The sequence below is a fragment of the Duganella sp. genome (assembly GCF_039595735.1).
GTDB lineage: Bacteria > Pseudomonadota > Gammaproteobacteria > Burkholderiales > Burkholderiaceae_D > Rugamonas.
In genome coordinates, this window is record NZ_JBCNLB010000002.1 from 183,174 (window position 1) to 198,647 (window position 15,474).

General features: G+C 66.5%; 7 protein-coding genes. 3 read left to right on the top strand and 4 right to left on the bottom strand.

Going from position 1 to position 15,474, the window contains the following annotated elements; genetic code table 11:
• The first annotated feature begins 58 nt into the window (after positions 1-58).
• Both ABDW57_RS05910 and ABDW57_RS05915 read left to right on the top strand, forming a co-directional pair.
• The gene (locus ABDW57_RS05910) at positions 59-1,807 is read left to right on the top strand and encodes an ATP-binding protein (protein WP_343729278.1); all 1,749 of its coding nucleotides are present in this window, start codon (positions 59-61) and stop codon (positions 1,805-1,807) included.
• The gene (locus ABDW57_RS05915; protein ID WP_343729279.1) at positions 1,804-3,138 is read left to right on the top strand and encodes a sigma-54 dependent transcriptional regulator; all 1,335 of its coding nucleotides are present in this window, start codon (positions 1,804-1,806) and stop codon (positions 3,136-3,138) included. Before ABDW57_RS05910 ends, ABDW57_RS05915 begins: the two co-directional genes overlap by 4 nt.
• On the opposite strand, the gene ABDW57_RS05920 is transcribed toward ABDW57_RS05915, so the two are convergent.
• Together ABDW57_RS05920 and ABDW57_RS05925 are read right to left on the bottom strand one after the other, a co-directional pair.
• Positions 3,135-5,117, bottom strand: coding sequence for an AsmA family protein (locus ABDW57_RS05920; protein WP_343729280.1), 1,983 nt, complete (start codon positions 5,115-5,117; stop codon positions 3,135-3,137). The two genes, ABDW57_RS05915 and ABDW57_RS05920, sit on opposite strands and share 4 nt — an antisense overlap.
• A gap of 57 nt (positions 5,118-5,174) precedes the next feature.
• Positions 5,175-9,632, bottom strand: a complete 4,458-nt coding sequence (locus ABDW57_RS05925) for a DEAD/DEAH box helicase (RefSeq protein WP_343729281.1) — start codon at positions 9,630-9,632, stop codon at positions 5,175-5,177.
• A gap of 53 nt (positions 9,633-9,685) precedes the next feature.
• On the opposite strand from ABDW57_RS05925, the gene ABDW57_RS05930 reads away from it, so the two are divergent.
• Positions 9,686-13,366, top strand: a complete 3,681-nt coding sequence (locus tag ABDW57_RS05930; protein WP_343729282.1) for an ATP-binding protein — start codon at positions 9,686-9,688, stop codon at positions 13,364-13,366.
• Between the two features lies 1 nt (position 13,367).
• Here the strand turns inward: ABDW57_RS05930 and ABDW57_RS05935 are convergent, their stop codons facing one another.
• Complete coding sequence (locus tag ABDW57_RS05935; RefSeq protein WP_343729283.1) at positions 13,368-14,327, bottom strand: GlxA family transcriptional regulator; 960 nt, start codon at positions 14,325-14,327, stop codon at positions 13,368-13,370.
• Positions 14,324-15,292 (bottom strand): hypothetical protein, encoded by a 969-nt coding sequence (locus ABDW57_RS05940; protein WP_343729284.1) that lies wholly within the window; start codon positions 15,290-15,292, stop codon positions 14,324-14,326. The genes ABDW57_RS05935 and ABDW57_RS05940 overlap by 4 nt, the downstream gene beginning before the upstream one ends.
• Between the last annotated feature and the right edge of the window lie 182 nt (positions 15,293-15,474).

Genomic DNA, 15,474 nt, shown 5'->3' on the forward strand with positions numbered 1-15,474 from the left:
AGCAGGGAAGACTATGGCAAGAACGCGGGTGCGGCGACTGGCGCGGTGGGCGTTGGCGTTGGCCGTTGCCCTGGCGCTGGCCGGCCTGGCAGGGCGCTGGGCCGGTGACGCGGCCACCGACAGACTGCGGCTGGCCGGCGCGCAGCGGCTGGACGGCTACGCGGTCAGTCTTGAGAACCTGCTGTCCAAGTATGACTTCCTGCCAGGTACGCTGGAGCTGAACAAGGAGGTGGTGGCGCTGCTGGAGCGCCCCAACGACGAAGAGCTGCGCGACGAGGTCAATGCCTATCTGGAGCAGCTCAACCGCCAGTCCGGTTCCACCACCATCTACATCGTCAATCTGGATGGGGTGACGCAGGCGGCCAGCAACTGGCGCTCGATTTATAGTTTTGTCGGCGACCATGTGGCTTTCCGCCCGTATGTGCGCGACGCGCTGCGTGGGGTGCCCGGCGGTTTTTACGGCGTCGGCACCACCAACGGCGAGCCGGGATATTTTTTCGCCCACGGGATCTATCATAACGGCCGCATGCTGGGCGTGGCGACCGTCAAGGTCAACATCGAACGGCTGGAGCGCGGCTGGGAACAGGGCGCCGACAAGGTGCTGCTGGCGGATGCCAACGGCGTGGTATTCCTCAGCTCCGTGCCGGCGTGGAAGTACCGCACGCTGGCGCCCTTGTCGCCGGAGGCCACGCGGGAACTGGCCGTATCACGCCAGTATTCCGGCCATGATCTGACGCCGCTGGGCATGCGTGAACTGCGCCGGCTGGATGGCGAGGCCACCATCGTCGCGCTGCCGGAAGACCTGCGTAAGCCGGTGCTCAGCCAGACCCACTCGCTGATGCCGCGCCACTGGAAATTTGTGTATCTGTCCGACCTGGGCAGCGCACGCGCCAGCGCCCGCAACGTCTTCCTGTTTGCCTTGCTGCTGCAGGCGTTGTTGCTGATGCTGGTGTTGTATGCGCGCCAGCGCAGGCAGACACGCGAACATCTGGAAGCCATGGTGGCCGAACGCACCACCAGCCTGCGCGAGATGACGCAGCACCTGAGCGAGGAAAACAGCGTGCGCCGCGCCGCCGAGGAAAAGCTGCGCCGCGCCCAGAGTGAACTGGTACAAGCCGGGAAGATGGCGGTGCTGGGCCAGATGGCGGCCGGCATGACGCATGAATTGAACCAGCCGCTGACGGCCTTGCGCACCATGTCCGACAACGCCCAGGTGCTGATCGAGCGCGGAAGGCTGGAGGAGGCCAAGGGTAATCTCGCCACCATTTCGCAACTGGTGGCGCGCATGGGCGCGCTGACCGGCCAGTTGCGCCAGTTCGCGCGCAAGGCCGACGCCAGCCTGACCGCGGTGCAGGTGACGGCGGCGATTACTTCCGCGTTGTTCCTGGTCGAGCGGCGCGTGGAGCAGGAGCGCGTGAATTTCCGCCTGGCGGTGCGGGACCAGGATGTGTATGCGTTGTGCGACACCAACCGGCTGGAGCAGGTGCTGGTCAACCTGTTCAACAACGCGCTGGATGCGATGGCGGAAAGCGAAACGCGGCATCTGACCGTGAACGTGGAACGCGCCAACGGCCGCGCACTGATTGCGGTGACGGACTCCGGCCCGGGCATACCGGAAGAGATCCGCGCCCACTTGTTTGAACCATTTTTTACCACCAAACCGCAGGGCAAGGGCCTGGGGCTGGGGTTGGCGATCTCGGAACAGATCGTCCGCGAGTTCGGCGGCGAGTTGCGCGCCGAAGCGCCCGACACCGGCGGCGCCAGGTTTGTCATTGCCTTGCCATTGGCGCAGCAGGAGACACGATGAAGGTTTTACTGATTGAAGACGATGCCACCGTGCGCGCAGGCAGCGCACAGGCGCTGGATCTGGCGGGCTTTGCAGTGGAGGCTTATGCCGCCGCCGAACCGGCGCTGGCGCTGATCACCCCCGGTTTCGCCGGCGTGGTGGTGAGCGATGTGCGTCTGCCCGGCATGAGCGGGCTGGAATTCATGGCGGCGGCGCACGGTATCGATGCGCAGCTGCCGGTGGTGCTGGTGACCGGCCATGGCGACATTACCATGGCGGTTGGCGCAATGCGCGACGGCGCCTACGATTTTATCGCCAAGCCGTATTCGTCCGAACAGCTGGTGGATGTGGTGCAGCGCGCGCTGGAGACACGCCGCCTGATGCTGGAGGTGGCGGCACTGCGCCACCGCATCGAGCATGGCGAAGGGATCGAGGCCACGCTGCTGGGCGACTCGGCGCCGATGCGTGCCTTGCGCCGCCTGATCCTGGATCTGGCCGACGAACCGGCCGATGTGCTGATCTACGGCGAAACCGGCACCGGCAAGGAGATGGTGGCACGCTGTCTGCACCAGTTCAGCCGCCGCCACAAGCGCCATTTTGTGGCGCTGAACTGCGGCGCCATTCCTGAAACGATCTTCGAGAGCGAGGTATTCGGCCACGAATCCGGCTCCTTCACCGGCGCCGGCAAGCGCCAGATCGGCAAGATAGAACATGCCGATGGCGGCTCGCTGTTCCTTGATGAAATCGAGAGTCTGCCGATGGGCTTGCAGGTCAAGCTGCTGCGCGTGCTGCAGGAGCGCTACATCGAGCGTCTAGGCTCCAACACGCCGGTGCCGGTGGACGTGCGCGTGATTGCGGCTTCCAAGGTGGACCTCAAGGAATGGTCGGACCAGCAGAAGTTTCGCAGCGACTTGTACTACCGCCTGAACCTGATCGTATTGAATCTGCCGCCGCTGCGTGAGCGGCGCGAAGATATTCCGCTGCTGTTTGAGCATTTCCTGCTTGGCGCGGCGGCGCGCTACAAGCGCGAAACGCCGCCGGTGCCGGGCGCGCTGATGCAGTCACTGATGGCGCACAGCTGGCCGGGTAATGTGCGCGAGCTGCGCAACATCGCGGAACGCTATGTACTGGGCCTGGCCAGTGGCGCGGATGGCTTGCTGTCGGCGCGCAGCATGGAGGCGGTGCCGCTGGCCGATCAGGTTGGGGCGTTTGAACGCGCCGTCATCGAGCAGGAATTGCGCAAGACTGGCGGCAGCGTCAGCGCGGTCAGCGTGGCGCTGGGCGTGCCGAAGCAAACCCTGTACTACAAGATGCAGAAGTACGGCCTGACGGCGGACGGCTACAAGGCCTAGCGCTTTTTCACCGGCTGGGTCTTGGCTTCCTTGCGGGTTTCGTTGGCCTGCGCCAGCGCGGCGGCGCAATCCACCGGTTCCACTTTGCCCGGATTGACCAGCGGGATGATCGCCGCCGCCGGATTGACGATGGTGGCCAAAGCCACCGCGGCGCCGGCCTTCAGCGCCAGCGGGCCTTTTTGCGGGCCGACGTCCGGGTTGGTGAAGGTGCCGCGCGCGTACAGCGGCGTGCGCAGCGAGATGATGCGCACGCCCTTGGTTTGCGGGCGCACATCGAGGTCCAGCGTTTCCTTGGCCATGTCCACACTGCCGGTGACGTTAATCACGGCTTCCTTGGTGTCGACCACAAAGCGGCGCGTCTGCGCCTTGCCGTGTTCCACCACGAAGTCCCCGGCCAGGCAGTTGAGCTGGATCTGCTTGTCGCCAAACAGTTTGACGAACACCAGGTTGGCGATATTCAGACCCGCCGCTTCCAGGATGAATTTGCTGACCGAGCCTTCGCTGACGGTAGCACCCAGCTCGCCGCTGGAAGTGGCCAGCATGGCGGAGACGGAGTTGCCCTTGCCGGCCAGCGCCGCATCGGCGCTGACTTCACCCACGCTGGCCTGCATCGATTCCAGTTTGGGGAACAGCTGGCGTATCTTCAGGTGGCGCGCGGCCATGCGGATCTGGGCATCGATCTGCTTTTGGCGGCCATCCAGTTTGACGTTGGAGGTGATGTCGCCGCCGGCCATCCCGAAGTTGAGCGGCGTTAGGGTCAGCACCTTGTCCTTCATGATGATGTGGGTCTGAATATCCTGTAGCGGGATGTCGTGGGTACGTATCAGTTTTTTGCCGGTGAATTTGACGTCGGCATCCAGTGCGCCCCATTTGGCGGTGTTGAACTGATCGACCGGCAGGGCTTTATCGGTCTTGTCGTTGCCCTTGGTGCCGATGGTAGGACCGAGATCTTCCAGCCGCAGCTGGCGCGAGGTGAGGGCGCCGGTCAGCAGCGGGCGCGGTTTGCGCGGGCTGTAGGCCAGCGTGCCTTCCAGGTCGCTGCCGCCCACGGTGCCGGTGAAGTCCTTGTAGGTCCAGTTCCAGATGGCGCCGGATTTCTTGCCGATCAGGCGGCCGGTGGTGGTGTAAGGCGGCGTTTCCGGCAGCAGCACGCCGGTCAGCGGATACAGGTCGGCCATGCTGCCGCCGCCCAGCGTCAATTTCAGATCGAGACCGGCCGGCTTGCGTGGATCAGTCAGCGTGCCTTCGATGGCGATCTTGTTTTCACCGAGGTTGGCCTTTGCCTGCAGCGGGAAGTTGGCATGTTGATCGCGCAGGGCCAGCACTTTGCCGACCTTGCCGCCGCCGGTGACAGGGGCGTTGCGGTAGCTGCCGCTGAGGTCAAAGCGCAGGCCATATTTTTGCGCGTCCGCGCCTTCGTTGATGCCGCTGGCTTTGGCGCGCAGATCGAGTTTGATGCCGTCGTCGAGGTAGCGCAGGTCGCCTTCGCCCAGCGTCATGCGCTGGATGTCGATGTCCCACTCGGACGGACCGTTGTCCTTGAAGGTCCAGGTATTGCTGCCGTCAGCGCGGCGTTGCGCCGCCACGGTGACCTTGTCCACCGCCAGATCGGCGATGGCGACTTCCTTGTGCAGCAGCGGCAGCGGATGCACCGCCGCCATAATGCTGCCGACGCTGACCAGGCGCGGGCCGGTGCTGGTCCAGGTGGGATTGGCGATGCTGACGTCAGCGGCGCTGATGCGCGGGTGCGGCACATAACGGCGCCAGCCGGCTTCAGTGGCGTCGCCTTGTTCCCAGCGCACGCGCAGGTCGCCGTTGATGGCGAATTCGCGGCCGATGTTGTCCGAGACGCGCTGGTTAATCCATGGGCGGGCACGGTTCCAGTCGAAGGTCAGCACGAAGATGACGATCGCCGTCAGCACCAGCAGCAACGTGGCGAATAAGCCAAGCACGATTTTGAGGAGGCGCGATTTTTTCATGGGTATTCATGCTACGCCTCGTGCCTTGATCGTTATGTGCGCTATGCCACAGTGGCGTTAAACCGGTGGCTTGCCTACCAGCCAGGCGTGGAGTAGTTCCCGGTCTTCCTTGCCGCCCTGGTAGTGGAATTTGCCGGCGATTTGCGTGGCGGCCGGCAGGCCGTCGCGGAACAGGATGCGGTTGCCGGCCAGCGCAGGAACTTTGTCGCCAGGGAGCAGGGTGCCGCACAGGTTGAGCGGATCAACGCCGGAAATGCAGACGTAGCTGCCGTCGTGCGGCCGGCGGCGCATGTCGCGCAGCAGGGGGATGGCTTCCGGCAGCGCGAATTGTTCACCCGAGAGCCCGGCGACGAAACGGCCGCCGCGGATGTCGCCGCGCGCTTCCAGGCGATGGTAGACCGGCAGCAGCTCGCGCCAGTTGGGCATCCAGTTGGCTTCGCGTTCCAGCAGACGCCAGAACATCACACCGTAGCGCCGCAGCAGCGTCATGGCGATGTGCTCCAGCGTTTCCGGATCGGTGCGTCCGCGCTCGTTCCCGCGCAGACGCGAACCCATACCCGGCATGGCTTCCTTGCGCGGCGTGGATGACGCGGCATCGCCTGGCGGAGCGGCAAGGGCGGTTTCGACCAGGCGGACGGTGATGGTCACGTTATCGCCGCGCCGCACCAGCGCCCAGCGGCCGGCTTCCTCCATCGTCGGACCGGCACCACGGCGGCGGCGCTTGTCGTTGCTGGCGCGCTTGTTGGCCGGGACCAGCATGGCGCGCAGGCCGGCGTAGCTGTCCGCGTTGACCAGGCCGGTGGCCACCAGTTCGCCCAGCGTGTTCTCCAGTTCCGCCGGCAGCAGGCGGGCGTCGTGCGACAGCTCGTCGAAGAACATGGCGCCTTCGCGGCGCAGGGTTTCCAGCACGCGGGCGGCGCGCGGCGAGACTTCGATCTCGCTGGCCACGGCGGGCAGGGCGTGCCACAGGGCCAGCTGGCGGCGCGGCAGCAGCACCAGCGGCGTACTGCGTACCGGACCGCCTGCTGCGCTGGCCGGTGCGCCCACACGGGTCCAGACGATTTTGCCGGCGCGGCACAGGTCATCCAGCCACAGGGCAGAGTAGTCGCGCACGCGCAAGGCCAGCAGGTCGCTTTCCCAGGCGCCGGCGGCTGCTTCGTAGCCTTCCAGCTGGGCCAGTGCCTGCGGCAGTGCGTCGCTGCCTTGCAGCTGGGCGTCTGGCGTGAGGTGCTGCCATTCGAACAGGAAGCGCATGAAGTCCTGCAGTTCGACCGGTTCGATCTCGCGCCGCAGACTGCGGATGGTGTAGCGGTGGATGCGTGCCAGCAGATGGCGCTCGCACCATTCCTCCTCCGTGGCGCCGGGCGTGAAGCGGCCGCGCATCACATAGCCTTCGCTTTCCAGCTGCGTCAGCGCGATGGTCACGGTGGACGCCGTCAGCGCCAGCGGCGCGGCGATCGCCGCCACCGTCTGCGGTCCGAAGCCGCTCAAGCGCGCCCGCAAAATCTCCACCAGCGCCGCATCCCGCGTCCACACCTCGTCGCCGGCCGCAGCGGCGGCCAGCCCACCGGCCGCCGCTGTGCTCTTTGCGGCAGCCTCCGAGTCGACGGAGATGGTGGCCGCGCCGGGCCAGGCGGCTTGGGCGCAGGTCAGCCGTTCGAGCGCCACCCACAGGTCGGCGCCGCTGCTGGCGTCGCGCAGGCGCATGGCGCGGCCGCCGGCGGCAAGGCCATCTATCCATCCCTGCCAGCCTTCTTCGCGCGCCACCTCGGACGGCGTAACGCATGCCAGCGACATCAAGGCCTCGTGCATCTCATCGCCACTGCGCGCCGAAGGCCATGCCTCGGCCGCCACGGCCGCAATCGCGCCGGCGTCCAGCGCTCCCAGATCATCGGTCGACGCCGGATCGGTCCAGCGCCGGTTGGCCACCGCCCGCGCGCGCCGTTCCTCCAGCGGCGCATCATCCAGAAACGCATACGGCCGCGCATTCAGAATCTCCATCGCCAGCGGCGAGGGCGCCGGCAAATCGCGCGACAGCAAGCGCACCTCGCCGGCCTCCATGCGCCGCAGCAGTGCCAGCCAGCCCTCGCTGTCCATCGCCTCGTGCAGACAATCATCCAGGGTCTGATCCACCAGTGGATGGCTGGGCAGCTCCCGTTCTCCGACAATATTTTCCAGGCACGCCGCCTGATCAGGGAACACCGCCGCCAGCAGATCATCGCTCTTCATGCGCTGCAGCTGCGGCGCCACCTTGCGTCCACCGCTAAAGCGCGGCAAGGCCAGCGCGGTGGTGGCATTCCAGCGCCATCGCACGTTGAACAAAGGGGCATCGAGCAAAGCCTGCACCAGCACATGCTCCGCAGTATTCGAACGCAGATAGCGCCACACCTCATCCAACGGAAAACTGTGGCTGTCCGACAGCGACAACACAATCGCATCCTCGGTGGCCGCCGCCTGCAGTTCAAAGTTGAAGGTCCGGCAGAAGCGCTTGCGCAAGGCCAGCCCCCAGGCGCGGTTGATGCGGCTGCCGAATGGCGCATGCAGGACCAACTGCATGCCGCCGGATTCATCAAAGAAGCGTTCCATCACCAGCGTATCGCGTGTCGGCAGCGCGCCCAGTGCGGCGCGTGCCCGCGCCAGATACTCGGCAATCTGGCGCGCCGCCGCATCCTGCAGACAAAGATGCCCGATCAGCCAGTCCACCGCGCTTTCAATACCCGCCTCGCCATCCGGCGCCGCCGCCAGCAGACGATCGATCTCGCCGCGCAAGCGCGCCACGCCGACCGACAACTCATCGCTGCGGCCCGGCGCCTCGCCCAGCCAGAACGGGATATTCGGCGCCGCCCCATGCGCGTCCTCCACCCGCACCTTGCCCGCTTCTACGCGCTGGATGCGATACGAGGTATTCCCAAGCTGGAAAACGTCGCCGGCCAGGCTCTCCACCGCGAAATCCTCGTGCACGGTGCCGATGTTCTGGCCCTGCGGTTCCAGCAGCACCGTGTAGTCGGCGTTGTCCGGAATGGTCCCGCCGGACATTACCGCCGTCATCTTGCCGCCGCGCCGCCCGCGCAGCGTGCCGCTCACCGTGTCGCGGTGCAGATAGGAGCCGCGCACGCCCTGGCGGCTGGTATAGCCATCGGTCAGCATGTGCAGCACATCGTCATAGCGCTTGCGTTCCAGCTGCGCATACGGCGAGGCGCGGCGGATCAGGTGGTACAGGTCATCCTCGCGCCATTCACGGCAAGCCACTTCCGCCACGATCTGCTGCGCCAGCACGTCCAGCGGCGCGACAGGGATGTGCAGCAGATCCAGTTCATCGCGCCGCACGCAGTCCAGCAGGGCAGTGCATTCAATCAGGTCATCACGCGAGGTGGGGAACAAGCGGCCCTTGGGCAGGCCGCCGACCTGGTGGCCGGAACGGCCGACGCGCTGCAAAAACGCCGCAATGCTGCGCGGCGAACCGATCTGGCAGACCAGATCCACATCGCCAATGTCGATGCCGAGTTCGAGCGAGGCAGTCGCGATCAGCACCCGCAGGGCGCCGCGCTTGAGGCGCTGCTCGGCGTCCAGCCGGTATTCCTTGGCCAGGCTGCCGTGGTGGGCAGCCACGTGTTCCGCCCCGATGCGCTCCGCCAGGTGACGTGCCATGCGCTCGGCCATGCGGCGCGTGTTCACGAAAATCAGCGTGGTCCGGTGCATGGCTGTCAGCTCGGCCAGGCGGTCGTAGACGCGCTCCCATACCTCGTTCGGCATCACCGCTTCCAGCGGCACCGGCGGCAGCTCCAGATTCAGGTCGCGCGCCCGCACGTGGCCGACATCGACCACCGCGCAAGGCCGCGCGGCGCCGGCCAGATACTGCGCCACCGCCGTTATCGGCTTTTGCGTGGCGGAGAGGCCGACCCGCACCGGCGGCCGGCCGCACAAGGCATCCAGCCGTTCAAGGCTCAGCGCCAGGTGGCTGCCACGCTTGCTGCCGGCCACCGCATGAATTTCATCGACGATCACCGTGCGCACGCTGGCCAGCATGGCGCGGCCGCTGTCCGATCCCAGCATCACATACAGCGATTCCGGCGTCGAGACCAGGATGTGCGGCGCGCGCCGGCGCATGGCTTGGCGTTCTGCCTGGGTGGTGTCGCCGGTGCGCACCGCAGCGCGGATGCCATGCGGCGGCTGGCCGGCGGCCTCCAGCTCGCGGCCGATTCCCTCCAGTGGCGCCAGCAGGTTGACGCGGATATCGTTGGACAGGGCCTTCAGCGGCGAAACGTACAGCACCCGCGTTTCGTCCGGCAGCGGCGCGCGGCGGCTCTCGCGTACCAGCGCATCGATGGCGGCCAGAAAGGCGGTCAAGGTTTTACCGGAACCGGTGGGGGCGGCAATCAGTGTGGTCTGGCCGCCCTGGATCAGTGGCCAGGCGCGCCGCTGGGCTTCGGTGGCCCCGGCAAAGGCCGCGTCAAACCAGGCCGTCACCGCAGGGTGAAAGCGATAGATCTCGGCGGTGTGCAGGGCGTCAGTCATGATCGGCGCATGGTAAGCTTGAAAACATTGTAAATCATGAATGGTCCAGACCCATGTCCATAGCGGCACCGGATGACATACCGATGTTCCTCAGCGCGCCGGGCGAGCTGGGTGCCCGTATCTGGGCGCACGATTGGCGCAGTACGCCGCTTGGCCCGATCGAAGGCTGGCCGCATAGCCTGAAAACCGTGATTAACCTGATGCTCAACTCCCCGCAGCCGATGTGGATGGGGTGGGGCGAGCAGGTGACGTTTTTATACAACGACGCCTATATCGATGTGCTCAGCATGGCCAAGCATCCGTGGGCGCTGGGCCGGCCCACGGTCGAAGTGTGGGCCGAGATCTGGGACTATTGCGGGCCGCTGGTGGAGCGCGTGTTCACGCATGGCGTCTCCACCATGGCCGACGATGTGCAGCTGTTCATGCGCCGCGGCGACTTCCTGGAGGAGACCTTTTACGCCTTTTCCTATAGCCCGGTGCGCGACGAATCCGGCCAGGTGGCTGGCCTGTTCTGCGCCAATCTGGATGTCACCAGCCGCCACCTGAACGCGCGCCGGCTGCGTACCCTGTCCGACCTGAATGTGCGCACGCTGCAGGAAAAGACCGTGCTGGGCGCCTGCGCCATCGCGCTGGATGCGATTGGCGCCAATCCCGACGACGTGCCGTTTGCCCAGCTATACCTGAACGATGGCCAGGGCAATGTGCAATTGCTGAAGTCCACCCACGCGCACATGGAAAACGCCAGCCAGCGCTATGCCGTCGGTACGGTGATCGCCGGCGCCGGGCCGTGTCTTGTCACGCTGGAGCAGGCGCCCGCCGGCTTGCCGCCAGGCCGGTCGCAGCAGCCGGTGCGGCTGGCGCTGACGCTGCCCGTGCTGGATTCGGGCGCGCTGGTGCTGGGCGTGAGTCCGGCGCGGCGGCTGGACGCCGAGTACCGCAGCTTCCTGGAACTGATCGCCACCCAGACCGGCAACGCCATGCGCCATGCGCGCGCAGCGGAAGACGAGCGCCTGCGGGCCGACATGCTGGCGGAGGTGGACCGCGCCAAGACCCAGTTCTTCGGCAATGTCAGCCACGAATTCCGCACGCCGCTGACGCTCCTGCTGGGGCCTGTGCAGGATGCGCTGGAGGACGATGGCGCGCCGCTGCCGCCGGCCCAGCGCGAGCGCCTGCAAATTGTTCAGCGTAACGCGCTGCGCCTGCAAAAGCTGGTCAACACGCTGCTGGAGTTTTCGCGGGTGGAGGCCGGGCGGGCTCAGGCCCGTTTCATCGCCACCGACCTGGCGGCGCTGACGATCGATCTGGCCAGCAGCTTCCGCTCGGCCATCGAGAGCGCCGGCATGCGTCTGCAGGTCGAGTGTCCGCCGCTGCCGTCGCCGGTGTACGTTGATCCGGCGATGTGGGAAAAAATCGTCCTGAATTTGCTGTCTAACGCCTTCAAGTTTACCTTTGAGGGGGAAATTCGCGTCAGCCTGCGCGCCACCGGAAGCCAGGTGCGCCTGTCGGTGGCCGATACCGGCAGCGGCATCCCGCACGACCAGTTGCCGCACCTGTTCGAGCGCTTCCACCGCGTCGAAGGTGCGCGTTCGCGCACGCACGAAGGCTCGGGCATCGGCCTGGCGCTGGTGCGCGACCTGGTGGAGCTGCACGGCGGCGCCATCGGCGTGGAAAGCGTGCTGGGACGCGGTTCGGTATTCAATGTGGCGCTGCCGCTCGGCAGCGCGCACCTGCCGTCCGACCAGTTGGGCGTGACGCCGGCACGGCCGGTGCAAAGCGCGGCGGCGGCCTATGTGGCGGAAGCGGAAGGATGGATGCAGCACAGTGCCGTGCCGGGCGCTGGCAGCGTGCGGCACGGACGTTTGCTGATCGTCGATGATAACGCCGATATGCGCGATTATCTGCAGCGCTTGCTGCAGCAGCAGTGGCAGGTGGAGGTCTGCAACAACGGCATCGAGGCGCTGGCCATCATCGAGCGCGGGCCGCCGGACCTGATCCTGTCCGACGTGATGATGCCGCAACTGGACGGCTTTGGCCTGCTGGCCGCCGTGCGCGCGCAGGAAGCGACCCGCCATATCCCGTTCATGATGCTGTCCGCGCGCGCCGGCGAAGAGGCGCGGCTGGAGGGCTTGCAGGCTGGCGCGGACGACTATCTCGTCAAGCCATTCTCCGGGCGCGAGCTGTCCGCGCGCATCGAGGTGCTGCGGCTGCGCCAGCGCATGCGCACGGTGCAGGACGAGGCCACGCGGCGCATGCGCAGCATTTTCAGTCAGGCGCCGGTGGCGATCTGCATCCTCAACGGCCCGCAACATGTGTTCGAGCAGGTCAATGACTACTACCAGCAGCTGATCGGCCCGCGGCCGTTGCTGGGCCTCCCGGTGCGCGAGGCGCTGCCGGAGCTGGAGTCGCAGGGCATTTTTGAATTGCTGGACGGCGTGCTGGCAAGCGGCCAGCCCTATGTCGGCCGTTCGATGCAGGTGCGGATGTTGCGCAGTCCGGAACTGCAGCTCGGCGACCGCTGGTTCGACTTCGTCTACCAGCCGCTGTTCGACGACGACGGCAAGACGCAGGGCGTGGCGGTGGTGGCGTTTGAGGTGACGGAATTGGCTACGGCCAAGCGCGATGCTGAAGCGGCCAACCGCGCCAAGGATGAATTCCTGGCCATGCTGGGACATGAGTTGCGCAATCCGCTGGCGCCCATCGTCACGGCGTTGCAGCTGATGCGCATGCGCGGCAGCGACTTTGCGCTCAAGGAGCGCGCCGTGATCGAACGTCAGACACGGCATCTGGTGGCGCTGGTGGATGACCTGCTGGATGTGTCGCGGGTGGCGCAGGGGAAGATCCAGTTGCGCCGGCAGGTGGTGGAGATGACCGATGTCGTTACGCGCGCGATCGAGACGGCCAGCCCGCTGATTGAACAAAAGCGCCATGCACTGGCGATCGAGGTGCCGCCGTCCGGATTGACGGTATTGGCGGACCCGGTGCGGCTGGCGCAAGTGCTGGCCAACCTGCTGACCAATGCCGCCAAATACACCGAGCCCGGAGGGCAACTGGCGGTGCGTGCGCGCCGCGACAGCCATGAGGTGGTGGTGGAAGTGCGCGACAACGGTATCGGCATCTCGGCGGCGATGCTGGGCTCCGTGTTTGAGCGCTTTACCCAGGAGCGGCAGGCGCTGAGCCGTTCGCAAGGCGGCCTGGGACTGGGGCTGGCGATCGCGCGCAGCATGACCGAGCTGCATGGCGGCCGCATTGCCGCCCACAGTGACGGCATCGGCTGCGGCAGCAGCTTCGAAGTACGCTTGCCGGCGTGGCTGGAAAGGCGCACCGACCCGCGCCGTATTGCGCCGTTGACGCCATCCGCGCTGCCGCCCGGGCATCTGAGAATCATGGTGGTGGATGACAATGAGGATGCGGCGCGGGCGCTGGGCGAGGGACTGGAGCTGCTCGGCCACACGGTGCAGGTGGCCTTCAGCGCGCCGGACGCGCTGGTGCTGGCGTCGCACTTCCGGCCGCAGGTCGGCATTCTCGATATCGGCCTGCCAGGCATGGATGGCTACGAACTGGCCCAGCGCCTGCGGCAGCAGGGCGGCGCCGGACTGCGTCTGTTCGCGGTAACCGGCTACGGTCAGGATGCGGATCGCCAGCAGGCTGCGGAAGCGGGCTTTGAACAACATCTGACCAAGCCGGTCGAGTTGCGCCAGCTGGATATGCTGTTGCAGAGCAGCGGCGTGGCCTGAGTCAGCGGGCGCGGAAGCTGTCGCGGTATTGCGTGGGCGTGACGCCGAAACGCTGCGCGAATACCAGCCGCATGCGCGCCGCGCTGCCGAAGCCGCAGCGGTAGGCGATGGTCTTGAGCGGCAGCGCGCTGCCTTCCAGCAGGTTGCGCGCGGCGTCGACGCGGGCGCGCTGCACAAACTCGGCCGGCGTCACGCCCATCTCCTTGACGAACTGGCGTGCAAAGCTGCGTGTGCTCATGCCTGCCACATCGGCCAGATGCTCGACCGGCAGCGCCTGCGCCAGATGATCCATCACGTGGCGCTGGATCACGGTGGCCAGCGCGTCCGGCGTGCCGGTCTCCGGCAAGTAAGGACTGAATTGAGATTGGCCGCCCTGGCGTTGCGCCAGCACTAGCAGCCGCTTGGCCGCCGCCAGCGCAATCGCTGGGCCGTGGTCTTCCGCCACCAGCGCCAGCGCCAGATCGATGCCTGCCGTGACGCCGGCCGACGTTACCAGGCCGCCATCGCGCACGTGGATGCGGTCATGCTCGACTTGCGCCAGCGGGAACTCCGCCGCCAGCCGCGCGGCGTCACGCCAGTGGGTGGTGGCGTGCTTGCCGTCCAACAGCCCGGCGCGTCCCAGCAGGAAAGCGCCGGTGCAGATCGAGCCGTAGCGTGCCACGCTGCCTGCCACTGCGCGCAGCCAGCTTGATAAGGCGGGATCCGCCGGCGCCTGCGGCAATTGCGGGCCGCCGGCCACCAGTACGATGTCGTAATCCATGCCAGCTTCGTTGAGCGCGCGGTCTGCCAGCAGCCATTGGCCGTTGGAGGCGCGGATGGGAGATGGCCCGGTGCCGATGGTGAGCAGCCGATAGTGCTGTCCCGGCGGGAGGAAGGCATTCGCTTCCGCGAAGACGTCCATCGGCCCGGACACGTCCAGCGACTGTACGCCGGGGAACAGCACGATTGCCACCGTCTTCAAGATGGGCGCCCCATGACCGGCGCTGGCGGGAAGTAGGCGCCGCGCGCCAGCAGGCGCAGCGAGCCCCACGCCACGTACAGCACCAAGACCAGGGTGGCGGCAAACACGGCGCCTGCCACGGCTTCCAGCACCGGATGGGCATGATGGTGAGCCATCAGCATCAATCCCTGGCCCAGCGTGGCCAGACCGAAGGTGTAGGCCCAGTAGCCCGGCGCGAATTCCTGCTGCGCCAGCCATGGCATGGCCAGCGCCATCGCGGCAAACACGAACAGGGCGTAGCCGGCCAGCGCGCAGGTGATGGCCATGTTGGCGCTGTCGCCAGCCAGCACCTGGTAGGCCACCAGCGCCACAACTGGCGGTGCGCTGTAAATGCCCATGAAATTGCGCGTCTGGTCCGGCAGGCCGCCCGTCATCAGCTGATGCGTGATGGTGGAGTCCAGCACCAGCCAGGAGATGCCGCCGGCGCCGAACAGCATCCAGCCGTAATCCAGGTAGCCGAAGCTGCCGGCCGCCAGTGCGTTCACCAGCACGCTGGCGGTGTAGGGGAGGTACAGCGGCGGCACGATGTGCGCGGCCTGGCGCTGGCAGCTCCAGTGCGCGGCCAGCCGCCATGCGCCGTAGGCCAGGTTGGCGGCGGAGCCGACCCAGAACAGCGGGCGCGCGGCATCCTGCGCGTACGGCTGCACCGCCAGCGCCACCAGAATCAGCGATTCCGGGATCAACGCCAGGAAGGCCGATTGCACGGGATCGCGTGCTTCGGCGACTGCCGCCGCGCGGTGCGCCAGCCACTTGTGTGCATACATCGCCGCGAACAGCACGAAGGACAGCAAGGCCAGCGCCTGCAGCGCCTCGCCGGCCAACGGCGGCAAGGCCCAGAGATCGTGTGCGAAGCGCCAGGCGTTGCCGGTTTCGGCCAGCCCCAGTGTCAAGGCAAAGAAGGAGGCGGGGAGCAGCTTGGTTTTCATGGCAGTGTCGTTGAGTGATCGATGGACCGATTGTAGGCGCGCCGCGTGGCGGCATAAATCGCTCAATGGGATCGAATCCTGCCAATGTAGCACTGTTTTTTGCGCCAGGCGCAAAAGTGTTGATGAGCGGGAGGCCCTTATCGGCACCGGTCACCAGCGCTACAGTGGCGCATCTTCCATCA